Raw genomic sequence first — 24886 nt, 5'->3', positions numbered from 1 at the left:
CGTCCCTGTAGTTCACCCTTCGGGCCGTCGCGCAGCGACGTCAAAAATTGCTCCCGACAATTTTTTGCCATCCATGGCGAGATGCTTTTACTGCAGCATGCTCATGGCTGCTTCCATGGCAGCGGAGAGGTCTTCGTCGGCCTGCATGTCGACCTGCGGATCAAGGCCGAGCTTGGCGAACGCTGGCACCTTGCTCCAGTCCAGCTGGGTGTAGGGGTGCTCGCTGCCCAGGTAGCTCTGCAGTGTGGCGACCTGAACGATATCGACATAATCGACCTTGGCCGAGTCGCGCGTGAAGTCCAGATACTGGCTCGGCACGATGGCGATGGGCTCGGGAAATTCCCAGGTGCGCAGGATCTTGTCGCCGATGATCGGGTGAATCTGCTCGATGACATGGTTGAGGCTGATGGAGTCGGCCAGCAGCTCGTTATGCTCTTCGGCGTAGGTGAGGATCGGCAGCACGCCGATCTGGTGCACCAGGCCGGCGAGCGTAGCCTGGTCCGGCATCAGGCGGGTGTAATGACGGCACAGCACGTGGCAGATACCGGCGATCTCGGTGCTCTTGTTCCACACCTCGCGCATCTTGCGGTCGACCACGTCGCTGGTGGCCTGGAACATCTGCTCCATGGCCAGGCCGGTGGCCAGGTTGCAGGTGTAGTTGATGCCCAGACGGCTGACGGCCATCTGCAGGTCGGTGATTTCCTTGTTGCTGCGCAGCAGCGGGCTGTTGACCACCTTGATGATGCGCGCGGTGAGGGCTGCGTCGTTACCGATTACCTTGCTGATCTGCGGGATGCCCACGTCCGGGTCTTCGGCTGCTTCACGCACCCGTAATGCCACCTCGGGTAGGGTGGGCAGTACCAGCTCATCGTTTTCGATGGCGTGGATCAGTTCCTGTTGGACTTTTTCGGCAAGCTTGCTCATGAAATAGCTCTCTTAGGCGATCCGATGCGGCGCCGGGGAAGTTTAGTCAGCGCTGGATTTCCTGGTCGGCATCCAGCTGATAAGGCAGGTCGAGCAGGGTCAGGGGTGGGCCTTCACTGCTGCCGAGATGAATGCGGCCGTCGTTCACGGCGTCTTCCTGTAATACGGCGAGCAGCTCGATGGCGTCGCCGGCCTGTGCCGCCAGCACTACTTCGCCAACGCTGGAGCCATGCACCGGTGAGAACAATTCGACGCCGACGGCCGGTAGCTCTGCAGCGACCAGACGCAGGCGTTGCAGGCGGCGCTTGAGTTTGCCCAGGTACTGCATGCGCGCGACGATTTCCTGGCCGGTGTAGCAGCCTTTCTTGAAACTCACGCCGCCGAGGGCTTGCAGGTTGATCATCTGCGGGATGAACAGCTCACGTGTGGCGCCGAACACCTGGCCCACGCCCGCACGGACCTGAGCCAGCAACCAGTCGTTCAGTGGCGCCTGCGGCAGTTGAGCGGCCAATTGGGCTTGCAGCTTTGGCGCTTCCTCTGCTGGCGACCAGAGCTCGGCACGGCCATCACTCAGGCGTACGGCGAGCAGTTGGCCGGCGCTGGCCAGGGAATCACTGGCGGTGCCCAGCTGCAGATCGAGCTCGCTCAGCACGGCATCGGCGCCCGCCAGGCCAAAACGGACCCAGGCGGCGCTTTCGTCGCTGAGCTTGGATTTGGAGAACACCGCATATTTCTGCAGATCGGCCTGCTGCGACTCGATCAGTTCGCGTGCCATGGCCAGCAGGTAGCCGTCTTCTACCGGGACGATGCGAAAGCTCGACAGCATGCGGCCCTTGGGCGTGCAGCGGGCGCCAAGGCTGGACTGGCTGGCACTGAGGTAATTGAGGTTGCAGGTCACTTGGCCCTGCAGGAACTTGGCTGCGTCCGCGCCGCGTACGGCGAGCAGGCCTTCGTGATCGAGGAGTGTGAAGTAAGCGCTATCGGCCATGATGCAAATCGAATCACTGAGTAAAGGTCAGGGGCGTCATCATAGTGGGCAGGGTGGGGCCTTGTCAGCGCAATTGCGCAGCGTCTCGGTGAACAGTGAGGCAATTCGCCGTTATACTGCCGGCCTTGTTCGAGGAGTCCGTTGCATGGTTGAGCAAAGTGAACTGAATCGCCTGTTCTGGCATAGCCGCCGTGGCATGCTGGAGCTGGACGTGCTGCTGGTGCCTTTCGTCAAGGAGGTGTACCCGAGCCTGGATGCCGAGAACCAGGCGCGCTATCGCAAGCTGCTTGAGTGCGAGGACCAGGACATGTTCGGCTGGTTCATGCAGCGCGGCGAGCCCGAGGACGCTGACCTGCGCCATATCGTGCGCATGATCCTGGACCGTGTCCAACCCAAGTGATGCCTTCGAGTGCCGTTGGCAGCCCTCACGCTGGCTGCTGAGGCTCTACCTGTCGGTCCAGGCGCTGGCCCTGCTGGCGCCGTGGCTGGCCGACATTCCCCTCTGGTCAAAGCTGCTGTCACTCGTGGCATGCCTGGCGCATGCCGCCTGGGTGCTACCGCGACACGTCTTGCTGACTGCGCCACAGGCCGTCACGGGTTTGCGTCGTGATGGATTCGGCTGGCATCTGTACAGCGTTGCAGCAGGCTGGCAGGCGGTGCAACTGCGCCCGGACAGTCTGGCGTTGCCGCTGGCGGTGGTGCTGCGCTATCGCCTGCCAGGCCAGCGTTTCAGTCGTGGGCTGTGCATTGCCCGCGATGCGTTGGCGCCCGAGCAGCATCGGCGCCTGCGCTTGCGCCTGAAGTTCAGCCGGCGGCGCTGGGCTGAGCCAGGGACGTCGGCGTCAGAATAGTGTCGCGGGCTTCGGCCAACTGCTCGGGATAGTCGAGGGTGTAGTGCAGCCCGCGACTTTCATGGCGTTGCATGGCCGAGCGGATCATCAGCTCGGCGACCAGCGCGAGGTTGCGCAGCTCGATCAGGTCGCGACTGACCTTGTAGTTGGAATAGAACTCGTCGATCTCGTCCAGCAGCAGGCGCACGCGGTGTTGCGCGCGCTGCAAGCGCTTGTTGGTGCGCACGATACCGACGTAGTCCCACATGAAACGCCTCAGCTCATCCCAGTTGTGAGCGATGATCACGTCCTCGTCGGAGTCGGTCACCTGGCTGGCGTCCCAGTCCGGGAGGTTGCTGGGCATGCCGATAGAGTCCAGCTGCTCGATGATATCGGCGCAGGCTGAACGCGCATAAACGAAGCATTCGAGCAGCGAATTGCTGGCCATGCGGTTGGCGCCATGCAGGCCGGTGAAGCTGGTTTCGCCGATGGCGTAGAGGCCGGGTACGTCGGTGCGGCCATGCTGATCGACCACCACGCCGCCGCAGGTGTAATGCGCCGCGGGCACCACCGGGATGGGCTGCTTGGTGATGTCGATGCCAAAGCCCAGGCAACGTTCGTAGACAGTGGGGAAATGCCCCTTGATGAACTCGGCCGGCTTGTGACTGATGTCCAGGTACACGCAGTCGACGCCCAGGCGCTTCATTTCATGGTCGATGGCGCGGGCAACGATATCGCGCGGTGCCAGTTCGGCGCGCTCATCGAAGCGCTGCATGAAGCGTTCGCCGCTGGGCAGCTTGAGCAGGCCACCTTCGCCGCGCACGGCTTCGGTGATCAGGAAGCTCTTGGCCTGCGGGTGATACAGGCAGGTAGGGTGGAACTGGTTGAACTCCAGATTGCCGACGCGACAGCCGGCACGCCAGGCCATGGCGATGCCATCGCCACAGGCACCGTCGGGGTTGCTGGTATAAAGGTAGACCTTGGCCGCGCCGCCAGTGGCGAGAATCACGAAGCGCGCGCTGAAGGTGTCCACTTCACCGCGCTCACGATCCAGTACATAAGCGCCCAGACAGCGCTCGCCATCCAGGCCGAGCTTGCGCTCGGTGATCAGGTCGACGGCAACGCGCTGCTCCAGCAGCTTGATGTTCGGGCGTTGTCGGGCCTGCTCCAGCAGGGTGTTGAAAATTGCTGCGCCAGTCGCGTCGGCAGCGTGGATGATGCGCCGATGGCTGTGGCCGCCCTCGCGGGTCAGATGGAACTCGAAGCCGCCGTCCTCGCGCGCGGTTTCATCGTCTCGGGTGAAGGGGACGCCCTGATCGATCAGCCACTGGATGGCCTCGCGGCTGTGTTCTACGGTGAAACGCACGGCGTCTTCGCTGCACAGCCCGGCACCGGCGTTGAGGGTGTCGGCGACGTGTGATTCGACCGTGTCGGTATCGTCCAGAACGGCTGCCACGCCACCTTGCGCCCAGTAGGTCGAGCCATTGGCCAGCTTGCCTTTGCTCAATACCGCGATGCGCAGATGGGAGGGTAGGGTGAGGGCGAGCGTCAGGCCAGCGGCGCCGCTGCCGATGACCAGAACATCATGCTGGAAGTGTTGGCTCATGTCCGAGTTCCGCGTGAAAGCGAGCCCTAGTATATAGAGAGGGGCAGCGGCACAATAGGTGGCTTATGACCGACCGCGGTGCTCGGGAACTTTCTTAGTCGTTAAGGTTCCATAGAGGGTCGCCCATATAAGGGAGAGCGCCTGCGCGTGCCTGCATCTGAAGTCAGCGGAGGGTGTGGAAATGAGCGGCGATAAGATTATTTGCGCGAGCGGAAAGGTTCCGCTGGCGCCATTCCAGGCAGAGGGAAGAAAACTCTGCGGGAAGCTTGCTTGGAGGGGAGAACTTTTGCGTAAGACCCGAGTCTATCTTGGCAAGCTGATTCGCTTACGGGCGCAGACCTCCTCCGAGCGTTATGAGGAGAGTGCATGCTAACCCAGGAAGATGATCAGCAGCTGGTCGAGCGAGTGCAGCGCGGTGACAAGCGTGCCTTCGATCTGTTGGTGCTGAAGTATCAGCACAAGATCCTCGGTTTGATCGTGCGATTCGTGCACGACACCCACGAGGCTCAGGATGTCGCTCAGGAGGCTTTCGTAAAAGCCTACCGAGCGCTTGGAAACTTTCGCGGTGACAGCGCGTTCTATACATGGCTGTACCGCATCGCCATCAACACGGCGAAGAATTATCTGGTGTCACGCGGTCGGCGGCCGCCAGATAGTGATGTCAGTAGCGATGACGCGGAGTTCTATGACGGCGACCACGGCCTGAAGGACATCGAGTCACCGGAGCGGGCATTGCTGCGCGACGAGATCGAAGCCACCGTGCATCGAACCATCGCCCAGTTGCCGGATGATTTGCGCACGGCCCTGACCTTGCGTGAGTTCGAAGGCTTGAGTTACGAGGACATTGCCGGCGTCATGCAGTGTCCGGTAGGTACGGTGCGTTCGCGGATCTTCCGTGCGCGTGAGGCAATTGATAAGTCCCTGCAGCCTCTGTTGCAGGAAACCTAAGGCAGCGGCGACAGCCAAGAGAGGAACACCATGAGTCGTGAAACCCTGCAGGAATCGCTGTCCGCGGTGATGGATAACGAAGCGGACGAACTGGAACTGCGGCGTGTGCTCGCAGCCAGCGATGATGGCGAGCTGCGCGGCACCTGGTCGCGTTACCAGATCGCCCGTGCAGCCATGCATCGTGAGCTGTTGGTGCCGCAACTGGACATCGCATCTGCGGTTTCCGCGGCGCTGGCCGACGAAGCCGTCCCGGCACGCAAGGCGCCGATCTGGCGTAGTGTCGGGCGCGTAGCCGTCGCAGCATCGGTGACCGTTGCAGTGCTGGCGGGTGTGCGCTTCTACAATCAGGATGACCTGAGCGGCGCCCAATTGGCACAGCAGGAGGCTTCTCCGGTACTCTCTGTACCGCAGGTGCAAGGTCCTGCGCTGCTCGCTGGTTACAACAGCAGCGAGGAAGCCGGCGAAGCCGCCGAAGCAGGCACTGCCAGCTGGCATGAGCAGCGTTTGCCGAACTACCTGCGTCAACATGCGCAGGAAGCCGTGATGGGTACCGGTGAAACCGCTCTGCCTTATGCTCGGGCTGCAAGTCTGGAAAACCGCTAAGCGCTAAGGAGTCACATGCGCGCGATTCCCCTCTACCTTCTCGGTGGTCTGCTGGCGTTGCCGGTTCAGGCCACTGAGGTGCAAGACTTGCTCGGGCGCCTCGCTGCGGCAGAGCGCCAGCAAAGCTTCCAGGGCACGTTCATCTATGAGCGCAATGGAAGTTTTTCCACCCATGCCGTGTGGCATCGGGTAGAGGAGGGGGGCGAAGTTCGCGAGCGCCTTCTGCAGCTCGATGGGCCTGCCCAGGAGGTGCTGAAAGTCGATGGCCAGGCTCAGTGCGTCACTGGCGCGTTGGCTGACCAGGTCAGTGAAGGGCAGGCTTGGCCTGCTCGTCAGTTGGCTGTCGAGCAATTGAGCAACTGGTATGACATTCGTGTCGTGGGTCAGTCGCGCATAGCCAATCGTCCGGCAGTCGTTCTGGTGCTGGCGCCCAAGGACCAGCATCGCTACGGCTTCGAATTGCATCTGGACCGGGAGACCGGTCTGCCGTTGAAATCCCTCCTGTTGAACGAGCGTGGCCAGCTACTGGAGCGCTTCCAGTTCGCTCAGCTGGATACCTCTGTACCCGTTGAGGATGCCATGCAGCCGAGTTCGAGCTGCAGGCCGGTGCGTTTTCGTGCTGCCGACAGCATGGCCGAAGGTACCTGGCGATCCGACTGGCTGCCGCCGGGCTTTACTCTGACTACTGCGCAGGTACGCCGCGTGCCTTCCGCTGATGATCCCGTCACCTATCTCATGTATGGCGATGGCCTGGCGCGATTCTCGGTTTTTCTCGAACCCCTGAAAGGTCGCGTCGTCGAGGATGCACGCAGCCAGCTGGGCCCAACCGTCGCGGTTTCGCGGCGGATGAGTACCGACTCTGGTGACGTCATGGTGACCGTGGTGGGTGAGATCCCCTTGGGGACTGCCGAACGCATCGCCCTGTCCATGCGCGCCGGAGTGCCTGAACAGGCTAGCCAATGATCGAGGAGCAGGGGCGTGTAGTGGCGCTCGAGCCCGGCGCTGTCTGGGTCGAGACGCTGCGCAAGAGCACCTGCTCCAGTTGTTCGGCCAATGCCGCCTGTGGTCAGGGCCTGATGGATCGTCTCGGGGTAGGCCGACAGCGCGGCTATGTGCGCGCGCTCAGTCAAATGCAGCTGGCGATTGGCGATAGCGTGATCATCGGTGTGCGCGAAGATCTGCTGGTGCGCAGTTCTCTGCTGGTTTATCTGCTTCCGCTTCTGGGTCTGTTTGCCGCAGCGCTGCTGGCGGACGGTCTAGGTCTTTCCGAACCTCTGGTGATCCTGGCAGGCCTGAGTGGTCTGTTCGCCAGTTGGCTGATGGTTCGCTGGCGCGCCGCTCGCGTTGCCGAGAACCCCTTATTGCAGCCCGTTGTCCTACGTACGCTGCTGGTCACTGCGCCAGCGGCCGGTTGAGAGTGTCCGAGTTTTACATGGGGAGTCGTAGTTCGATGAGAAAACTCAAGTCCATTGCGCCGTTGTTGGCGGTTGCCTTGCTCTGGGGGCAAAGTCTGCTGGCTCAGGCCAGCCTGCCTGATTTCACTGATCTGGTAGAAGAGGCCTCGCCTGCGGTGGTCAATATCAGTACCCGCCAGAAGATGCCCGAGCGCGCCGTTGCCGGGCAGCCGGGTTTGCCTGATCTGGAAGGGCTGCCGCCGATGTTCCGCGAGTTCTTCGAGCGCAGCATTCCCCAGATTCCGCGTAATCCGGGTGGTCGCCAGCGCGAAGCGCAGTCGCTGGGTTCCGGTTTCATCATCTCGCCGGACGGCTACATCATGACCAACAATCATGTGGTCGCTGATGCCGATGAAATCATCGTGCGTCTGTCTGATCGCAGCGAGCTGGAAGCCAAATTGATTGGTGCCGATCCGCGTAGCGACGTCGCGTTGCTCAAGGTCGAGGGCAAGGACCTGCCTGTGGTTCGCCTGGGTAAGGCCGATGACCTGAAGGTCGGCGAGTGGGTGCTGGCCATCGGTTCGCCGTTCGGCTTTGATCACTCGGTGACGGCAGGGATCGTCAGCGCCAAGGGGCGTAACCTGCCGAGCGACAGCTACGTACCGTTCATCCAGACCGATGTGGCGATCAACCCGGGCAACTCTGGCGGCCCGCTGTTCAACCTGCAAGGTGAAGTGGTGGGTATCAACTCGCAGATCTTCACCCGTTCCGGCGGTTTCATGGGGCTGTCCTTTGCCATCCCGATGGAAGTGGCCATGCAGGTGGCCGACCAGCTCAAGGCTGATGGCAAGGTGACCCGCGGTTGGCTCGGTGTGGTGATTCAGGAGGTGAACAAGGATCTGGCCGAGTCCTTCGGTCTGGACAAACCGGCTGGCGCGCTGGTCGCCCAGGTGCTTGAGGATGGTCCGGCGGACAAGGGCGGCCTGCAGGTAGGTGACGTGATTCTCAGTCTCAATGGCAAACCGATCATCATGTCGGCTGACCTGCCGCACCTCGTGGGTGGCCTGAAGCCGGGTGAGAAAGCCGAGCTGGATGTCGTACGTGATGGCTCGCGCAAGAAACTCAACGTCACCGTCGGCACGTTGCCGGAGGAAGGTCAGGAACTGGCGTCGTCCGGTTCGGCGCAGGGTGGCGAGCGCAGCAACAACCGCCTGGGCGTTACTGTGGTGGAGCTGACTGCCGAGCAGAAGAAAGGCCTCGACCTCAAGGGCGGGGTTGTAGTCAAGGAAGTGCTCAATGGACCTGCGGCCATGATTGGCCTGCGTCCTGGTGACGTGATCACCCATCTGAACAATCAGGCCATTGACTCCACCAGCACCTTTACCCAGGTGGCGCAGGATCTGCCGAAGAATCGTTCGGTGTCCATGCGGGTGCTGCGTCAGGGGCGTGCCAGCTTCATCACCTTCAAGCTGGCCGAGTAACCCAGGTACGTTGAAGAGGGCGCTTTCGGGCGCCCTTCTTCGTATCTGCACCAGCGCTGTGCAGGCGTGACGCCGTTGCGAGGGATCGGGTACAATCCGCGGCTATTTTCGGCAAGCGTCTTGCCCGTGCCTTCTTTGAGTGTTGATCTGTGAGTGACCTGAGTCATATCCGCAATTTTTCCATCATTGCCCACATTGACCACGGCAAGTCCACCTTGGCTGACCGTTTCATCCAGATGTGCGGCGGTCTCACCGCGCGTGAAATGGAGGCTCAGGTCCTGGACTCCATGGATCTGGAGCGTGAGCGCGGCATCACCATCAAGGCCCACAGCGTCACGCTGCACTACAAAGCGCAGGACGGCAAAACCTATCAGTTGAACTTCATCGATACGCCCGGCCACGTCGACTTCACCTACGAAGTCTCGCGTTCGCTGGCTGCCTGCGAAGGTGCGCTGCTGGTGGTCGATGCTGGTCAGGGCGTCGAGGCGCAATCGGTTGCCAACTGCTACACCGCCATCGAGCAGGGCCTTGAGGTCATGCCGGTGCTGAACAAGATGGACCTGCCGCAGGCCGATCCGGACCGCGTCAAGGACGAGATCGAGAAGATCATCGGCATCGACGCCACCGACGCCGTGGCCTGCAGCGCCAAGAGCGGCATGGGTGTGGACGAGGTGCTCGAGCGCCTGGTGCACACGATTCCTGCCCCGACTGGCGATATCGAAGCACCGCTGCAGGCGCTGATCATCGACTCCTGGTTCGACAACTACCTGGGCGTGGTCTCGCTGGTGCGTGTGCGTCACGGCCGAGTGAAGAAGGGCGACAAGATCCTGGTCAAGTCCACCGGCAAGGTGCACCTGGTCGATAGCGTTGGTGTCTTCACGCCGAAACACACCGCTACTGCTGATCTGAAAGCCGGTGAAGTGGGCTTCATCATCGCCAGCATCAAGGACATCCACGGTGCGCCGGTGGGTGACACCCTGACCCTGTCTTCGACCCCGGAGGTCGAAGTGCTGCCAGGCTTCAAGAAAATCCAGCCGCAGGTCTACGCTGGGCTGTTCCCGGTCAGCTCCGACGACTTCGAGGATTTTCGCGATGCCCTGCAGAAGCTGACGCTCAACGATTCGTCGCTGCAGTACATGCCGGAAAGCTCCGATGCCCTGGGCTTTGGCTTCCGTTGCGGCTTCCTCGGCATGCTGCACATGGAGATCATCCAGGAACGCCTGGAGCGCGAGTACGACCTGGATCTGATCACCACCGCGCCGAGTGTGATCTACGAGCTAGAACTCAAGACCGGCGAAACCATCGTAGTCGACAACCCCTCCAAGCTACCGGACGTTTCGTCCGTCGCCGATTTCCGCGAGCCGATCGTCAACGCGACTATCCTGGTACCGCAAGAGCATCTGGGTAACGTCATCACCCTGTGCATCGAGAAGCGCGGCGTGCAACGCGACATGCAGTTCCTCGGTAGCCAGGTGCAAGTGCGTTACGACATGCCGATGAACGAAGTGGTGCTGGACTTCTTCGACAAGCTCAAGTCCACCAGCCGCGGCTATGCGTCGCTGGACTATCATTTCGATCGCTACCAGTCCGCCAACCTGGTCAAGCTGGATGTACTGATCAACGGCGACAAGGTCGATGCCCTGGCATTGATCGTGCACCGCGATAACGCCGCCTACAAAGGCCGTGCGTTGACCGAGAAGATGAAGGAACTGATTCCTCGGCAGATGTTCGACGTGGCGATCCAGGCAGCCATTGGCGGCCAGATCATCGCGCGGACCACTGTCAAGGCGCTCAGAAAGAACGTACTGGCCAAGTGCTACGGTGGCGACGTGAGCCGTAAGAAGAAGCTGCTGGAGAAGCAGAAGGCCGGTAAGAAACGCATGAAGCAGGTCGGCAACGTGGAAATTCCACAAGAAGCCTTCCTTGCCGTGCTCAGGTTGGATAGCTAAGGCTCTATGTCGATCAATTTCCCGCTCCTGTTGGTTATCGCGGTTGCCGTTTGCGGCTTCCTGGCCCTGATCGATCTGATCCTGCTGGCTCCGCGCCGCCGTGCGGCGATTGCGGCGTACCAGGGGCGGGTCGACGATCCCGACGACAGGGTGCTGGAGCGCCTGAACAAGGAGCCGTTGCTCGTCGAGTACGGTAAATCCTTCTTCCCGGTGCTGGCTATTGTGCTGGTATTGCGCTCGTTTCTGGTCGAGCCGTTCCAGATTCCTTCCGGGTCGATGAAGCCGACCCTGGAAGTGGGTGATTTCATCCTGGTCAACAAGTTCGCTTACGGCATTCGTCTGCCAGTGATCGACGAGAAGATCATCGAGGTGGACAACCCGCAGCGCGGCGATGTGATGGTGTTTCGCTACCCCAGCGATCCAAGCATCAACTACATCAAGCGCGTGGTGGGTCTACCGGGCGATCGTATCGAATACACCCAGGGCAAGCGCCTGCTGATCAATGGTGAGCCGGTGGCCGAGAAGCTGATCGGCGAAGAAGCTGGCAGCCTGGGCAGTGCGATGCTCTACCAGGAGCGCCTTGGTCAGGTCGAACACACCATCCGCAAGGAAATGACTCGCATGCGCCGCGAGCCTGGCGGCCAATGGGTGGTGCCGGAAGGGCACTACTTCATGATGGGTGATAACCGTGACAACTCCAACGACAGCCGTTACTGGCGTGATCGTCATATCCCTCAGGAGCTGTGGGGCATGGTCCCGGACGACCATATCGTCGGCAAGGCCTTCGCCATCTGGATGAGCTGGCCGGAGCCCAAGACCAGCAATCTGCCCAATTTCTCTCGGGTCGGCCTGATTCATTGAGCACTGGCGCGCTGTTCAATACAGCGCCGCAGGCTATAAATAGTCTAGCCGTCAGGCTTTCCAACAAGACCGTTCATTGGGGATACACATGACTTTCGCGCGCTCGCAGCAGGGGCTTTCCATTCTGGGTTGGCTGATGGTTCTGGCCGTGGTGGCATTCTTCGCCAGCACTGCATTCAAGGTGATGCCGCACTATCTCGACTACATGTCGCTGGAAAAGATCATCACTTCGGTGGAAACCGACAAGGCGTCGGATGTACGCACCGTCGGTGAGTTTTACAACCATGTGAGCAAGGGCATGCAGGTCAACAACATTCGCGACCTGAACATGCGCGACGCCCTGCAGGTGAAGGTGGAGAACAACGAGTTTCTGGTCCACCTCAAATATGAAAAACGCGAGCCGCTGATCGAGAACCTCGATCTGGTGGTGAATTTTGACAAAGAATTTCGTGTACGGATGCCGTGAGTCCCAATCTGTCCCGCCTCGAGCGCAAGCTCGGCTATAGCTTCAAGGACCAGGACCTGATGGTCCTGGCCCTGACCCATCGCAGTTTCGCCGGCCGCAATAATGAGCGTCTGGAATTTCTCGGTGATGCCATCCTCAATTTCGTAGCCGGTGAGGCGCTGTTCGAGCGCTTCCCGCAGGCCCGCGAAGGCCAGCTGTCGCGCCTGCGTGCTCGCCTGGTCAAGGGCGAGACCCTGGCCGTGCTGGCGCGCGGTTTCGAGCTGGGCGAATACCTGCGCCTGGGCTCCGGTGAGCTGAAAAGCGGCGGGTTCCGTCGCGAGTCGATTCTGGCCGACGCCCTGGAGGCGCTGATTGGTGCCATCTATCTGGATGCCGGTATGGATGCAGCTCGTGAGCGCGTGCTGGACTGGCTGACCGGCGAGCTGGACGGCCTGACCCTGGTCGACACCAACAAGGATCCGAAAACGCGACTGCAGGAATTCCTGCAATCGCGTGCCTGTGAGCTGCCTCGTTACGAGGTGGTGGACGTACAGGGTGAACCGCACTGCCGTACCTTCATGGTCGAGTGCCAGGTTTCTCTGCTCAATGAAAAGACCCTGGGCCAGGGCGGCAGCCGGCGTATCGCCGAGCAGGTCGCTGCGGCTGCGGCGCTGATCGCCCTCGGGGTGGAGAATGGCAATGACTGATATACCTGTGACCCGTTGCGGCTACGTCGCCATCGTCGGCCGGCCCAACGTGGGCAAGTCGACGCTGCTCAACCACATCCTCGGGCAGAAGCTGGCGATCACCTCGCGCAAACCGCAGACCACCCGCCACAACATGCTCGGGATCAAGACCGAGGGCGAGATTCAGGCTGTCTACGTCGATACGCCCGGCCTGCACAAGCAAAACGACAAGGCGCTCAACCGCTACATGAACCGCAGCGCCTCCACCGCGTTGAAGGACGTCGATGTGGTGGTATTCGTGGTCGACCGCATGCGCTGGACCGACGAAGACCAACTGGTGCTGGAGAAGGTGCAGCACGTCAAATGCCCGATCCTGCTGGCGGTGAACAAATCCGACCGCCTGGAAGACAAAAGCGAGTTGCTGCCGCATCTGAACTGGCTGGCCGAGCAATTACCGCAGGCCGAGATCGTGCCGATCTCCGCGCTGCAGGGGCAGAACCTCGACACCCTGGAGAAGCTGGTGGGCGAGCGCCTGCCGGAGTCCGAGCATTTCTATCCGGAAGACCAGATCACCGACCGCTCCAGCCGTTTCCTGGCTGCCGAGCTGATCCGCGAGAAGATCATGCGCCAGCTCGGTGCCGAGCTGCCGTACCAGATCACCGTGGAGATCGAAGAGTTCAAACAGGAAGGCCGTATTCTGCACATCCACGGTCTGATCCTGGTGGAACGCGACGGACAGAAGAAGATCATCATTGGCGACAAGGGCGAGCGCATCAAACGCATCGGTCAGGAAGCGCGCAAGGACATGGAAACCATGTTCGACTCCAAGGTGATGCTCAACCTCTGGGTCAAGGTCAAAGGTGGCTGGTCCGACGACGAGCGCGCCCTGCGCTCGCTGGGTTACCTGGATTGATCGGGGCGCCGTGCGCATCCTTGTCGTTGCTCATGGCGCATTCTGGCGGTTACCCACATGATTCCTGCCGCCTACGTTCTGCATAGCCGTCCGTACAAGGAAAGCAGCGCCCTGGTGGATTTCTTCACCGCTCAGGGGCGCGTGCGTGCCGTACTGCGCGCCGCTCGCGGCAAGATCGGCAGCATTGCCCGGCCTTTTGCGCCGCTGGAGCTGGAACTGCGTGGGCGCGGCGAGCTGAAGACTGTCGGCCGCCTGGAAAGCGCCGGTATTCCGCTGCTGTTGACGGGCGAGGCGCTGTTCTCTGGGCTCTATCTCAACGAACTGCTGATCCGCCTGCTACCGGCCGAAGATCCGCACCCCGTGATGCTCGAACACTACGGTCTGACGCTGCAGGCTCTGGCTGCCGGTCGTGCGCTGGAACCGCTGCTGCGCGCGTTCGAATGGCGCCTGCTGGACGAGCTGGGCTATGGTTTCGCCCTGGATCGTGACCAGCACGACCAACCCATCGATCCAGCGGCACTTTACCGTTGGCAGCAGGACATCGGCCTGGTGCCGGTGGTACAACTGCAACCCGGTGTGTTTCAGGGCAGCGAGCTGCTGGCCATGGCCGAAGCTGACTGGCAAACGCCTGGCGCGCTGGCTGCCGCCAAGCGTCTGATGCGCCAGGCGCTGGCACCTCATCTCGGCGGCAGACCCCTGGTCAGCCGCGAACTTTTCATGACGCTCAAGGAGTCCAAGCGTGACTGAGGCCAATCGTATTCTGCTCGGCGTGAACATCGACCACGTCGCCACCCTGCGCCAGGCTCGCGGTACGCGTTACCCGGACCCGGTCAAGGCCGCGCTGGACGCTGAAGAAGCCGGTGCCGACGGTATCACCGTGCACCTGCGCGAAGATCGCCGACATATCCAGGATCGTGATGTACGCGTGCTGGCCGATGTGCTGCAGACGCGGATGAACTTCGAAATGGGCGTCACCGATTTCATGCTCGGTTTCGCCGAGCAGATCCGCCCGGCGCACGTGTGCCTGGTGCCGGAAACCCGTCAGGAGCTGACCACCGAAGGCGGTCTGGACGTGGCCGGGCAGGAGGCGCGGATTGCCGCCGCCGTCGAGCGGCTGTCATTGGCTGGTTGTGAGGTATCACTGTTTATCGATGCCGAAGAGCGACAGATCGAGGCGGCCATGCGCGTCGGTGCGCCGGCCATCGAACTGCACACCGGACGGTACGCCGATGCCCATACGGCGGAGGAAGCGGCTCATGAGCTGTCGCGTATTCGTGATGGGGTGATCTGTGGGCTGAACCACGGCCTGATCGTCAACGCCGGTCATGGCCTGCATTACCACAACGTCGAGGCAGTGGCCGCGATCATGGGCATCAACGAGCTGAACATCGGCCATGCGCTCGTCTCACATGCGCTGTTCGTGGGCTTCAAGCAGGCTGTCGCCGAGATGAAGGCGTTGATCGTGGCCGCCGCCAACCGAGGCTAATGGTAGGCGCGCACTGGGTCGCGTAACGTTACGCCGCCGATCAACTATCGGTCGGACGCTGACTTCTCCGCGCACCAAGCAAGCACCGTGGTATTCCGGGTGCGCACGGCGCACCCTACTTAGCCTTGCGCAAACGCTTGAATCATCTGTGTGGCGAGCGCCTCGATGGCATCATTACGCTGATGGCCGCGTATCAATTTGATGTGGTACTCGCCTAGCGGCGGCAGCCCCTGTTCTGCGCCTAACCGGCGCAGTGGTGGCCTGACCAGGCTGCGTGGGAAGGGCGCGATGGCCAGGTCGGCGGTCATTGCCGCTTCCTGGCCAGCGCACTGCTCGCAGGAATAGGCGATGCGATAGGCCACACCCTGACGATCCAGTGCGTCGAGCGCGGTGCGGCGCCAGGCGCAGCCCGGGTTGGCCAGGGCCAGCGGTAAGGGCGAGCGCTGCATGGCCAGGCCACCGTCACGCCCGGCCCAGACCAGCTCCTCGGAATAGATCACTTCGCCGCGCGCGTCATCCAGGCCGTCGTTGCCGGCGTTGATCAGGGTCAGGTCCAGCTCGCCGGCATCCAGCTTTGCCACCAGATCCACACTGCGCCCGACATTGACCTCGACCTCCACGGCCGGATGGCTGCGGGCGAACAGAGTCAAGACACTCGGTAGTACGCGGTCGCCGATATCGTTCGGCGTGCCGAAGCGCACGCGGCCGGTCAGCGTCGGGGTAAGAAAGCGTGCCACCGCTTCCTCGTTGAGCTTGAGCAATCGCCTGGCATAGCCGAGTAGCACCTCGCCTTCGGCGGTCAGGCGAACTTGCCGTGCTTCGCGGATGAACAGGCGCTGGCCGAGGGTTTCCTCCAGACGCTTTATCTGCAGGCTGACGGCCGCAGTGCTGCGAAATACCTGCGCGGCGGTGCGGGTGAAGCTGCCGCTGTCGGCGATGGCGACGAAGGTGCGCAGCACATCGTTTTCCAGAAGCGGCAGGGAGATGGGGGCTGTCGCGTTCATGATTGTTAAATATTTATTAATTCACTGTTTGATATTTGTCGTTTGTTTGAACGATAGGCGCGTTTCATCCTGATCGCAAGCCCGGTAAGAAGCCGGCCGCGATACGGAGGAAAGGTCATGAACAGTTCGAGCAATCGCGACAAGTCGCGCCCAGCCATGCCCGAGTTCTATATGCCGGCCATGTGGCCGCTGGATCTGCAGAACGCCATCGTCGACTGGATCGGCGCCTGGTTCTGGCGGCGGCGCATGCGCCGCCTGTTGGCGCAGGACATCGAGGGACGGATTCGCCTGGGCGGTGCCCGTGGCGTGGTGGAGCAGGGCGCCGGTGAACCGCTGCGGCTGATCGCACAGCGACGTGCACGTTGGCTGCGGCGGTAGCAGCAATTGTTGCAAGAGGGGTGCAGCCCGTAGGGCGTACTCGGCTTTGGCTTCCTGCGTCGCTCTACCTCCTGCATCCATGCAGTCGTCGCGAAGCAGTACGCCGTTGCGAAGTGAGGTTCATGCTGAGATCCGAGGATGCACCGATGGCGGACTGTTCGCTTCGCTCCTGAGTCCGCCCTACGAGCGGCTGGCGTCCCGGGCCGCCCTACGGTTTGCGTGCGATCAGCACGGCGCGTGTCGGTGCCGGCAGGCCTTCGACGGTGCGACTGTGGTCGGCTGGGTCGAGGAACTCGGGCAGCGACTGGAAGCGCATCCACTCGGTGGCGCGTTGTTCCTCCACCGAGGTGGTGCTGACGTCGACGCAGCGCACGTCCTCGAAACCGGCGCGGCGCAGCCAGCGCTCCAGCGCCGGCACCGACGGCAGGAACCAGACGTTGCGCATCTGCGCGTAGCGATCTTCGGGCACCAGCACCTGCTCGGCATCGCCTTCGACCACCAGGGTTTCCAGCACCAGTTCGCCGCCCTTGACCAGCGCATCCTTGAGATCCAGCAGATGGTCGATGGGCGAGCGACGGTGATACAGCACGCCCATGGAGAACACCGTATCGAAGCCCTGCAGCTTGGCCGGTAGTTCCTCGAAGGCCAGTGGCAGGTGCCACACCGGTTGATCTGGCAGGTAGCGCTTCATTGCCAGGAACTGGCAGAGAAACAGCCAGTTGGGGTCGATGCCGACCACGCTGTCGGCACCCGCGCCGAGCATGCGCCACATGTAGTAGCCGTTGCCGCAGCCGACATCGAGGATGCGCTTGCCGACCAGATCCAGATGAGGGGCGACGCGCTGCCATTTCCAGTCCGAGCGCCATTCGGTGTCGATGTGTACGCCGAACAGCTCGAACGGCCCCTTGCGCCAGGGAATCAGGCCCTGCAGGGCGGTTTTTAATTGCGCGCGGGTGGCGTCATCGCAGGCGCCGCCGAAGGCGAAGCGCTGCAGCAGCTCCACGTCACTCACCGGTAATTCAGGCAGTGCCTGCACGGCGCCGTACCAGCGCGTCAGGTCGCCGTGACCGATGGCCAGCTTGGCATCAAGCTGGCCGGGCAGCTCACAAGCCCATTCCTGCAGCGGGGTGCCGGCCAGTTGCGCTTGCAGGGCATCGAGATCCAGGTCGCGCATCATGGCAGGGCCACCAGCGAGGCGAAGTTCAGGCACTGGAACCAGGGCAGCACCTTGCTGAAGCCAGCGGCCAGCAGTCGTTCGCGGTGCTGCTCAAGGCTGTCGGGCAGCATCACCTTTTCGATGGCGCTGCGTTTCTGCGCGATCTCCAGTTCGCTGTAGCCGTTGGCGCGTTTGAAGGCGACATGCAGCTCGGTGAGTAGCTCATGTTCGGCGGCGTCCTCGAAGCGCAGCTTCTCCGAGAGGATCAGCGCGCCACTGGGCAGCAGCGCCTGGCGAATGCGCGTGAGCAGCTCCAGGCGCCGCTCCGGCGGGATGAACTGCAGGGTGAAGTTGAGCGTGACCAATGAGGTGGGCTGCAGATCGAGGGCAAGAATATCGGCCTCGATCACCTCCACCGGCAGCAGCTCCTGGAACATGGCGTCCTGGGCATGCAGGTATTCGCTACAACGCGCGACCATAGCGGAGGAGTTGTCTACGGCGATCACCTTGCAACCGTCGACGCGCACATGACGGCGCAGCGCCTGGGTCACCGCGCCGAGCGAGGCGCCGAGGTCGTACAAGGTGGTGTGCGGCTGGGCGAACTGGCCGGCGAGCACGCCGATGTTCTCGACGATGGTCGGGTAACCTGGCACCGAGCGCTTGATCATGTCGGGGAAGACCCGCACCACATCCTCGTTGAAGACGAAGTCGGGCACCTCGGGTAGAGGCTGGGCGAATAGACGATCAGGTTCTTGGCTCACGGCAGTCGCAACGGGTAGCGGAAAAGGCCGGCATTTTAGCCAAGTGTGGCGCAACAGTCAGGCGCTGTTGCTGCGCTGAAAGGCCGAAGCGGTGATGCCCCACTGTCCGAGCCAGTAGGTGAGGATGATGGCGTAAGGTGCGGCGTCGAAGCTGGCGACGAAGCGGTCGATGCCGATCAGGCTGTCGGAGAGCACGAACAGTGCCGCGCCGCCTGCTGCGAGCCAGGTGGAGCGCGGCTGCAACTGCGGATGACCGATGCGGGCCAGGGCGCGCCACAGCATCAGGCAGATTGCCGTGGCATAGCAGGCCACCGGGATCAGCAGCTCGCCCAGGCCGCTGCTGGCCAGTATGGCGAACATCGCGCCACCGGCGATCAGTGCCAGCAGCAGGGCGGGCAGGGCCGGTTGCCGGCTGTCGGAGACGTAGGCGCGCAGGTAGGCCAGATGGCCGAGCAGAAAGGCGCCAAGACCGAATACGAACAGATCGCCGGGCCAGTCCAGCAGGATGTCGCCGGCCAGCGAGAGCACCAGGCCAATAGCGATCCAGCGGCGGTAGGTGCCGGCCGGCGCCTGACGCAGCCAGAGCAGCAGGGCGATCACCGGGATGCCCTTGGTCAGCAGGCTGAGTTGTGCATCGCCGGTGATCCGGCCGTAGAGAAATACCGCAGCACCCGCCAGACCGAGCAGCAACCAACGCATAGCAAGACTCCCTTCGTTATTGGAATGGCGCGACTATGCCCAGCGACCGAACGGCTGCCAACGCGAGGGATGCCAAATCGAGGGGCGGATCGTGCCGCTACTCGACGCCGCCGGCAGTATTGGGCACCGTATGCGTTCGTTCAGGAGAAGCGCATGTCGATATCGCCACCTGTCACCGAGCTGATCGAGCGCCTTTACCGCGAGGAGTCGCGCCGCGTGCTCGCCACCCTGATCCGTCTGCTGGGGGATTTCGACCTGGCCGAGGAGGCGCTGCACGAGGCGTTTCGCAGTGCGGTCGAGCAATGGCCGCAGAGCGGTGTGCCCGACAATCCGCGCGCCTGGCTGGTCTCCACCGGGCGCTTCAAGGCCATCGACAACCTACGTCGGCAACGTCGCTTCCAGCCGTTGGACGAGCAGGTCGAATTGCCAGATGAGAGCGACGCCGAAGGGGGCGAACTGCTCGAGGACGACCGCCTGCGCCTGATCTTCACCTGTTGCCACCCGGCGTTGGCCAGTGATGCCCAGGTGGCGCTGACCCTGCGTGAGGTGTGCGATCTGACCACCGAGGAGATCGCCCGCGCCTTCCTCTCCAGCCCGGCGACCCTGGCCCAGCGCATCGTGCGGGCCAAGGCGAAGATTCGTGACGCGCGTATTCCCTATGAGGTGCCGGGGCGCAGCGAGCTGCCCGAGCGGCTTGAGGCGGTGCTGCGCGTGGTCTATCTGGTGTTCAACGAAGGCTATTTCGCCAGCTCCGGCGATTCGCTGACCCGTAGCCAGCTGTCCGACGAAGCGATTCGCCTGGGACGGCTACTGCTGGAGTTGCTGCCCGAGCCGGAAGTGCAGGGACTGCTGGCGTTGATGCTGTTGCACGAATCGCGACGCGCTGCGCGCAGCGGCGTCGATGGCGAGGTGATTTTGCTGGAGGCCCAGGATCGCAGCCTATGGAGTCGCGAATTGATCGCCGAGGGCGAGGCGCTGGTGCTGCAGGCGCTGCACTCGCGGCGTTTCGGCCCCTACAGCCTGCAGGCGGCCATTGCTGCCGTGCATGCCGAGGCGGCCAGTCTGGAAGAGACCGATTGGGTGCAGATCGTCGGCCTGTATGACGAGCTGCTGCGCCTGAACCCTTCGCCAGTGATTGAGCTCAACCGCGCCGTGGCACTGGCCATGCGTGACGGTGAGCAGGCGGGACTGGCGGAGATCGACCGATTGCTGGCTGCAGGCGAACTGGAGGGTTACCACCTGGCCCATGCGGCGCGGGCCGATCTGCTGCGTAGGCTTGGCCGGCGCGAGCAGGCAGTCGCTGCCTACCGCCAGGCCCTGGCGCTGGCGCAACAGGGGCCGGATCGGCAGTTTCTGCAGAGCAGGTTGGATGAGTTGGAAGCACACCAGGCGGGTGATAGGCCGTAGGGTGCGCTGTGCGCACCGCATACGAGTGAGTGCTGGATGGAACGCTGCGGCCGCTGAACCCTATAAGGGCGAAGGCCGGCTAGGCCGCTGGCACCTCATTCTTCGGCGCCAGCGGTAGGTGCGCATGGCGCACCCTACGATTGCCGATGCCGTGCTTTAACCCGCTACCAGCACGCGAATCGCTTCCAGGCGCAGGGCGGCCTTGTCGAACATCGCCAGGCTCTGTTCGCGCTGCTCGCGCAGGGCCTCGATCTCGCTGTCGCGTACGCTCGGGTTGACCGCACGCAGGGCTACCAGGCGCGCCAGTTCCTCGTCCAGTTCGGCGATCAGGCGACGCTTGGCCTCGCTCACGCGCTCGACGTGGCGCGGCATGACCTTGGCTTCGGCATCGTTGATCTGCTTGGCCAGCACGTCGCGCTGGGCCTGGACGAACTTGTTGGCGCTGGCCCGCGGCACGCTTTCCAGCTGATCGTTGAGGGTCTCGAAACCGACCTTGGCGGCCAGGTCGTTGCCGTTGGCGTCGAGCAGGCAACGCAGCGCAGCCGGTGGCAGGAAACGACCCAGCTGCAGCTTGCGCGGGCCAACCACTTCGCTGACGTAGAGCAGCTCCAGCAGCACGGTGCCGGGCTTGAGCGCCTTGTTCTTGATCAGCGCCACCGCGGTGTTGCCCATCGAGCCGGACAGCACCAGGTCCATGCCGCCCTGCACCATGGGGTGTTCCCAGGTGAGGAACTGCATGTCCTCGCGGGCCAAGGCCTGCTCGCGGTCGTAGGTAATGGTCACCGCCTCGTCGTCACCCAGGGGGAAGCTGGCATCCAGCATCTTCTCGCTGGGGCGCAGGATCAGGGCGTTGTCGGAGTGGTCTTCGCTGTCGATGCCGAAGGCGTTGAACAGCTCTTCCATGTAGATCGGCAGGGTGAACTGGTCGTCTTGTTCGAGGATCGCCTCGACCAGCGCCTCGCCTTCACCGGCACCACCGGAGTTCAGTTCCAGCAGACGGTCACGGCCGCTGTGCAGCTCGCCTTCCAGGCGAATGCGCTCGGCGGTGGCTTCGTCCACCAGTTGCTGCCACTGGCCGTCGTCACCGTTTTCCAGCAGCGGCAGCAGGCGTGGGCCGAACTGGTGCTGCAGGGCGTTGCCGGTGGGGCAGGTGGCGAGGAAGGCGTTCAGCGCCTGGTGGTACCACTGGAACAGACGTTCCTGCGGGCTGTTCTCCAGGTAAGGTACGTGCAGCTGGATGCGATGTTTCTGGCCGATACGGTCGAGACGGCCGATGCGTTGTTCGAGCAGGTCCGGGTGAGCCGGCAGGTCGAACAGCACCAGATGATGGGCGAACTGGAAGTTGCGGCCTTCGGAGCCGATTTCCGAGCAGATCAGCACCTGTGCGCCGAATTCTTCGTCGGCGAAGTAGGCGGCGGCACGGTCGCGCTCGAGGATGCTCATGCCTTCATGGAACACCGTGGCCGGGATGCCGGAGCGCACGCGCAGGGCGTCTTCCAGATCCAGGGCGGTCTCGGCGTGGGCACAGATCACCAGCACCTTGAATTTCTTCAGCATCTTCAGGGTGTCGATCAGCCATTCGACGCGCGGGTCGATGCGCCACCAGCGCTGCTCTTCGTCGATATCGTCCTGCGCCTGGTAGCTGACTTCCGGGTACAGCTCGGCATGCTCGCCCAGCGGCAGTTCCAGATACTCATCGGGGCTCGGTAGCGGGTAGGGGTGCAGCTCGCGCTCAGGGAAGCCCTGTACGGCAGCACGGGTGTTACGGAACAGCAGGCGACCGGTGCCGTGGCGATCCAGCAGCTCGCGTACCAGACGGGCGCGTGCTTCTTCGTCGCCGCCGTCAATGGCGTCCAGCAGTTCGCGACCTTCATCACCGAGGAAGCCGCCAATGGCGTCGCGCGCCTGGGCGCTGAGCTTGCCCTGGTCGAGCAGCTCCTGCACGGCTTCGGCCACCGGGCGGTACTGGCTGCTCTCGGCGCGGAAGGCTTGCAGATCATGGAAACGGTTGGGGTCGAGCAGGCGCAGACGGGCGAAGTGGCTGTCCTGGCCGAGCTGTTCCGGGGTGGCGGTGAGCAGCAGCACGCCGGGGATGACCTCGGCCAGTTGCTCGACCAGCGAGTATTCGGCGCTGGCCTGCTCCGGGTGCCAGACCAGGTGGTGGGCTTCGTCAACCACCAGCAGGTCCCAGCCTGCGGCGAACAGCGCGTCCTGGGCCTTCTCGTCGTCCTTCAGCCATTCCAGGGCGACCAGCGCCAGCTGGCAGTCCTCGAAGGGGTTGCTGGCGTCGCTTTCCATGAAACGCTCGGCGTCGAACAGCGCGACGTCGAGGTTGAAACGCCGGCGCATTTCCACCAGCCACTGGTGCTGCAGGTTTTCCGGCACCAGGATCAGCACGCGGCTGGCGCGACCGGAGAGCAGCTGGCGATGAATCACCAGGCCGGCTTCGATGGTCTTGCCCAGACCCACTTCGTCGGCCAGCAGTACGCGCGGGGCGATACGGTCAGCCACTTCACGGGCGATGTGCAGCTGGTGTGCAATCGGTTGCGCGCGAGCACCGCCCAGGCCCCAGAGGGACGACTGCAGCAGGCGGCTGTTGTGCTCGAGGCTGTGGTAACGCAGGGCGAACCAGGCCAGCGGGTCGATCTGGCCGGCGAACAGGCGGTCGCTGGCCAGGCGGAACTGGATGAAGTTCGACAGCTGGGTTTCCGGCATGGTCACCGGTTTATGCTGGGCATCGAGGCCGTGGTAGACCAGCAGGCCGTCGACGTCCTCAACTTCCTGCACGGTGAGCTTCCAGCCCTCGAAGTGGGTGATCTCGTCACCCGGGGCGAAGCGTACACGGGTCAACGGGGCATTGCGCGTAGCGTACTGGCGGGTTTCGCCGGTGGCCGGGTAGAGCACGGTGAGCAGGCGGCCGTCCTCGGCGAGGATGGTTCCCAGACCCAATTCCGCTTCGCTGTCACTGATCCAGCGTTGCCCCGGTTGATATTGCGCCATGCCTGTCTGTCTCCCGCGTGAAAAAGCCGGCTATGTTAACGGATGCGGCGTCACGGCCAAAGCGGTCATGGCACTATTGCCGTGCGGCTTAGTCAAAAGTGTAGCGAGCGCCGGCTAAAGTCGCGGCTCACGGGGCCGACAGCCTGACCAAAGGAGGTGCTGCAACGTGCTACCGCCTATCCCCCATAGCCTGGTGCCGGTCACTGCCACGCAGGACGTGATCAAGCCCAAGCCTGAGATTCCCCCGGTGACCCCGGCCGAAGGCAGCGCCAAGGAAAGTGCGCTTAGCCTCGACAAGCGTCATCCACAGGAAACCGAGGAGCTGCTGCGCGAAGAACAGCGCCGCCGCCAGCGTCGTGGCTACACCCCCGAGCAACTGGCTGAGGCCGAGCCGGAAGAGGTGGAGCAAGCGCTGGGTGATCTGCCCCGGCAGGGGCTGTGGGTAGACGTTGAAGTCTGAGACACTCCTTTTCATTCTTGTTCATGTAGATCGTCATGCTGTTCGCCGACCCCTTGCCCGCACTTGCCGATGCCGAGCTGGATTATCTGCCCGGCTGGGTCGACGCTGCCCTGGCCGATAGCTGGCTGCAAGCACTGGTCGAGCAAACGCCCTGGCAGCAACCTGAGTTGTTCATCCATGGTCGCTATCACCGCACGCCACGGCTGACGGCCTGGTATGGCGACCCCGAGGCGCGTTACCGCTATTCAGGGAAGATCCACGAGCCCTTGCCCTGGACGCCGCTGCTGAACGAGATTCGCCAACGGGTCGAGAAAGAAGTCGGTCAATCGCTCAATGCCGTGCTGCTCAATCATTACCGCGACGGCCAGGACTCCATGGGCTGGCACAGCGATGCCGAGCCGGAGCTGGGGCGTGATCCGCTGATCGCCTCGCTCAACCTGGGCGGCAGCCGGCGTTTCGATCTGCGCCGGGTTGGTAGCACGCGCATCGAACATTCGTTGACGCTGGAGCATGCTTCGCTACTGGTCATGCGCGGGCCGACCCAGCATCATTGGCAACATCAAGTGGCGAAGACGCGCCAAACCTGCGCGCCGCGCCTGAATCTGACCTTTCGCCTGATCCGGTTTCCGCTATGAGCCATGACGACAAGCTGATCGACTTTGCCGCCGAGCGCGACAAGCGTATCCACGACCTCAACGACAAGCGCCTCAACGAGATGCGCCAGGTTTTCGAGCAGGTGTTGCCGATCGGCAAGGCCAAGAAGAAGTCCAAGAGCAAACCCAAGAAACGCTGAAAATCCCGCCGTTCAATCGTTGTGCACGGCTGCCAGGCCGTGCTTCCCGCCTCGTACCCTCTCGATTTCTTGACCTGCGTCAGTATTCCCGTAGGCCCGCTCGCGCCTGCTCGT

At 62.7% G+C, this 24886-nt stretch carries 27 protein-coding genes; 19 read left to right on the top strand and 8 right to left on the bottom strand.

Features of this window, described 5'->3' with window-relative positions; all coding sequences use genetic code 11:
• Positions 1-87: 87 nt before the first annotated feature.
• Both BM186_RS00660 and ygfZ read right to left on the bottom strand, forming a co-directional pair.
• The gene (locus BM186_RS00660; RefSeq protein WP_017677773.1) at positions 88-924 is read right to left on the bottom strand and encodes an HDOD domain-containing protein; all 837 of its coding nucleotides are present in this window, start codon (positions 922-924) and stop codon (positions 88-90) included.
• A gap of 46 nt (positions 925-970) precedes the next feature.
• Positions 971-1912 carry a CAF17-like 4Fe-4S cluster assembly/insertion protein YgfZ gene (gene ygfZ / locus BM186_RS00655; RefSeq protein WP_072422624.1) on the bottom strand — a complete coding sequence of 314 codons (942 nt, stop codon included), beginning with the start codon at positions 1910-1912 and terminating at the stop codon, positions 971-973.
• Between the two features lie 145 nt (positions 1913-2057).
• Between ygfZ and BM186_RS00650 the strand changes: the two genes are divergently transcribed.
• Entirely contained in the window at positions 2058-2312 is a 255-nt protein-coding gene (locus BM186_RS00650; protein ID WP_017677771.1) for an FAD assembly factor SdhE, read from the top strand.
• Positions 2296-2763: a protein YgfX gene (locus BM186_RS00645; protein WP_074913018.1), complete on the top strand. Its 468-nt coding sequence runs from the start codon at positions 2296-2298 to the stop codon at positions 2761-2763. Before BM186_RS00650 ends, BM186_RS00645 begins: the two co-directional genes overlap by 17 nt.
• Here BM186_RS00645 and nadB read toward each other — a convergent pair.
• On the bottom strand, positions 2717-4348 hold the full coding sequence (gene nadB / locus BM186_RS00640) for an L-aspartate oxidase (protein WP_074913016.1): 1632 nt from the start codon (positions 4346-4348) through the stop codon (positions 2717-2719). The two genes, BM186_RS00645 and nadB, sit on opposite strands and share 47 nt — an antisense overlap.
• Before the next feature lie 366 nt (positions 4349-4714).
• On the opposite strand from nadB, the gene rpoE reads away from it, so the two are divergent.
• From rpoE to pdxJ, 12 genes are all read left to right on the top strand, one after another.
• A complete protein-coding gene (gene rpoE, locus BM186_RS00635) occupies positions 4715-5296 on the top strand; it encodes an RNA polymerase sigma factor RpoE/AlgU (RefSeq protein ID WP_017677768.1) in 582 nt (193 codons plus the stop codon).
• Positions 5297-5326: 30 nt separating this feature from the next.
• Positions 5327-5899, top strand: a complete 573-nt coding sequence (locus BM186_RS00630; protein ID WP_072422621.1) for a sigma-E factor negative regulatory protein — start codon at positions 5327-5329, stop codon at positions 5897-5899.
• Positions 5900-5914: 15 nt separating this feature from the next.
• Positions 5915-6862, top strand: a complete 948-nt coding sequence (locus tag BM186_RS00625; protein WP_074913014.1) for a MucB/RseB C-terminal domain-containing protein — start codon at positions 5915-5917, stop codon at positions 6860-6862.
• Complete coding sequence (locus tag BM186_RS00620; protein ID WP_074913012.1) at positions 6859-7314, top strand: SoxR reducing system RseC family protein; 456 nt, start codon at positions 6859-6861, stop codon at positions 7312-7314. Before BM186_RS00625 ends, BM186_RS00620 begins: the two co-directional genes overlap by 4 nt.
• Before the next feature lie 35 nt (positions 7315-7349).
• A complete protein-coding gene (locus tag BM186_RS00615; protein ID WP_072422618.1) occupies positions 7350-8774 on the top strand; it encodes a DegQ family serine endoprotease in 1425 nt (474 codons plus the stop codon).
• A gap of 149 nt (positions 8775-8923) precedes the next feature.
• Entirely contained in the window at positions 8924-10723 is a 1800-nt protein-coding gene (lepA, locus tag BM186_RS00610) for a translation elongation factor 4 (protein ID WP_072422617.1), read from the top strand.
• Between the two features lie 6 nt (positions 10724-10729).
• Entirely contained in the window at positions 10730-11584 is an 855-nt protein-coding gene (gene lepB / locus BM186_RS00605) for a signal peptidase I (protein WP_072422616.1), read from the top strand.
• A gap of 88 nt (positions 11585-11672) precedes the next feature.
• Positions 11673-12050 carry a DUF4845 domain-containing protein gene (locus tag BM186_RS00600; protein ID WP_017677761.1) on the top strand — a complete coding sequence of 126 codons (378 nt, stop codon included), beginning with the start codon at positions 11673-11675 and terminating at the stop codon, positions 12048-12050.
• On the top strand, positions 12047-12736 hold the full coding sequence (rnc, locus tag BM186_RS00595; RefSeq protein ID WP_017677760.1) for a ribonuclease III: 690 nt from the start codon (positions 12047-12049) through the stop codon (positions 12734-12736). The genes BM186_RS00600 and rnc overlap by 4 nt, the downstream gene beginning before the upstream one ends.
• Positions 12729-13628, top strand: coding sequence for a GTPase Era (gene era / locus BM186_RS00590; RefSeq protein ID WP_074913010.1), 900 nt, complete (start codon positions 12729-12731; stop codon positions 13626-13628). Before rnc ends, era begins: the two co-directional genes overlap by 8 nt.
• 57 nt (positions 13629-13685) lie before the next feature.
• Positions 13686-14375, top strand: a complete 690-nt coding sequence (gene recO, locus BM186_RS00585; RefSeq protein ID WP_074913008.1) for a DNA repair protein RecO — start codon at positions 13686-13688, stop codon at positions 14373-14375.
• A complete protein-coding gene (gene pdxJ, locus BM186_RS00580) occupies positions 14368-15114 on the top strand; it encodes a pyridoxine 5'-phosphate synthase (protein ID WP_072422613.1) in 747 nt (248 codons plus the stop codon). Before recO ends, pdxJ begins: the two co-directional genes overlap by 8 nt.
• 119 nt (positions 15115-15233) lie before the next feature.
• Here the strand turns inward: pdxJ and BM186_RS00575 are convergent, their stop codons facing one another.
• Positions 15234-16118, bottom strand: coding sequence for a LysR substrate-binding domain-containing protein (locus tag BM186_RS00575; protein WP_072422612.1), 885 nt, complete (start codon positions 16116-16118; stop codon positions 15234-15236).
• Between the two features lie 117 nt (positions 16119-16235).
• Here BM186_RS00575 and BM186_RS00570 point away from each other — a divergent pair, with 117 nt between their 5' ends.
• Positions 16236-16496: a hypothetical protein gene (locus BM186_RS00570; protein WP_074913006.1), complete on the top strand. Its 261-nt coding sequence runs from the start codon at positions 16236-16238 to the stop codon at positions 16494-16496.
• Positions 16497-16704: 208 nt separating this feature from the next.
• Here the strand turns inward: BM186_RS00570 and cmoB are convergent, their stop codons facing one another.
• From cmoB to BM186_RS00555, 3 genes are read right to left on the bottom strand one after another with little or no spacing between them, the layout of a single operon-like run.
• A complete protein-coding gene (gene cmoB / locus BM186_RS00565; protein WP_074913004.1) occupies positions 16705-17673 on the bottom strand; it encodes a tRNA 5-methoxyuridine(34)/uridine 5-oxyacetic acid(34) synthase CmoB in 969 nt (322 codons plus the stop codon).
• A complete protein-coding gene (cmoA, locus tag BM186_RS00560) occupies positions 17670-18413 on the bottom strand; it encodes a carboxy-S-adenosyl-L-methionine synthase CmoA (RefSeq protein ID WP_074913002.1) in 744 nt (247 codons plus the stop codon). The genes cmoB and cmoA overlap by 4 nt, the downstream gene beginning before the upstream one ends.
• Before the next feature lie 57 nt (positions 18414-18470).
• Positions 18471-19112: a lysoplasmalogenase gene (locus BM186_RS00555; protein WP_074912999.1), complete on the bottom strand. Its 642-nt coding sequence runs from the start codon at positions 19110-19112 to the stop codon at positions 18471-18473.
• A 153-nt stretch (positions 19113-19265) separates the two neighbouring features.
• On the opposite strand from BM186_RS00555, the gene BM186_RS00550 reads away from it, so the two are divergent.
• Entirely contained in the window at positions 19266-20519 is a 1254-nt protein-coding gene (locus BM186_RS00550) for an RNA polymerase sigma factor (RefSeq protein ID WP_074912997.1), read from the top strand.
• Positions 20520-20675: 156 nt separating this feature from the next.
• On the opposite strand, the gene rapA is transcribed toward BM186_RS00550, so the two are convergent.
• Entirely contained in the window at positions 20676-23519 is a 2844-nt protein-coding gene (rapA, locus tag BM186_RS00545) for an RNA polymerase-associated protein RapA (protein ID WP_074912995.1), read from the bottom strand.
• A gap of 166 nt (positions 23520-23685) precedes the next feature.
• On the opposite strand from rapA, the gene BM186_RS00540 reads away from it, so the two are divergent.
• Genes BM186_RS00540 through BM186_RS26530 form a run of 3 tightly spaced genes read left to right on the top strand, consistent with a single transcriptional unit; the run spans position 23686 to position 24772 of the window.
• A complete protein-coding gene (locus BM186_RS00540; RefSeq protein ID WP_024307452.1) occupies positions 23686-23979 on the top strand; it encodes a hypothetical protein in 294 nt (97 codons plus the stop codon).
• Positions 23980-24014: 35 nt separating this feature from the next.
• Positions 24015-24614: an alpha-ketoglutarate-dependent dioxygenase AlkB family protein gene (locus tag BM186_RS00535; RefSeq protein WP_074912993.1), complete on the top strand. Its 600-nt coding sequence runs from the start codon at positions 24015-24017 to the stop codon at positions 24612-24614.
• On the top strand, positions 24611-24772 hold the full coding sequence (locus tag BM186_RS26530) for a hypothetical protein (RefSeq protein ID WP_093049229.1): 162 nt from the start codon (positions 24611-24613) through the stop codon (positions 24770-24772). Before BM186_RS00535 ends, BM186_RS26530 begins: the two co-directional genes overlap by 4 nt.
• Positions 24773-24886: the final 114 nt, after the last annotated feature.

It is taken from the genome of Ectopseudomonas toyotomiensis (assembly GCF_900115695.1).
GTDB lineage: Bacteria > Pseudomonadota > Gammaproteobacteria > Pseudomonadales > Pseudomonadaceae > Aquipseudomonas > Aquipseudomonas toyotomiensis.
The sequence above is the reverse complement of the archived record's forward strand: the minus strand, read 5'-3'. Positions and strand labels throughout refer to the sequence as shown.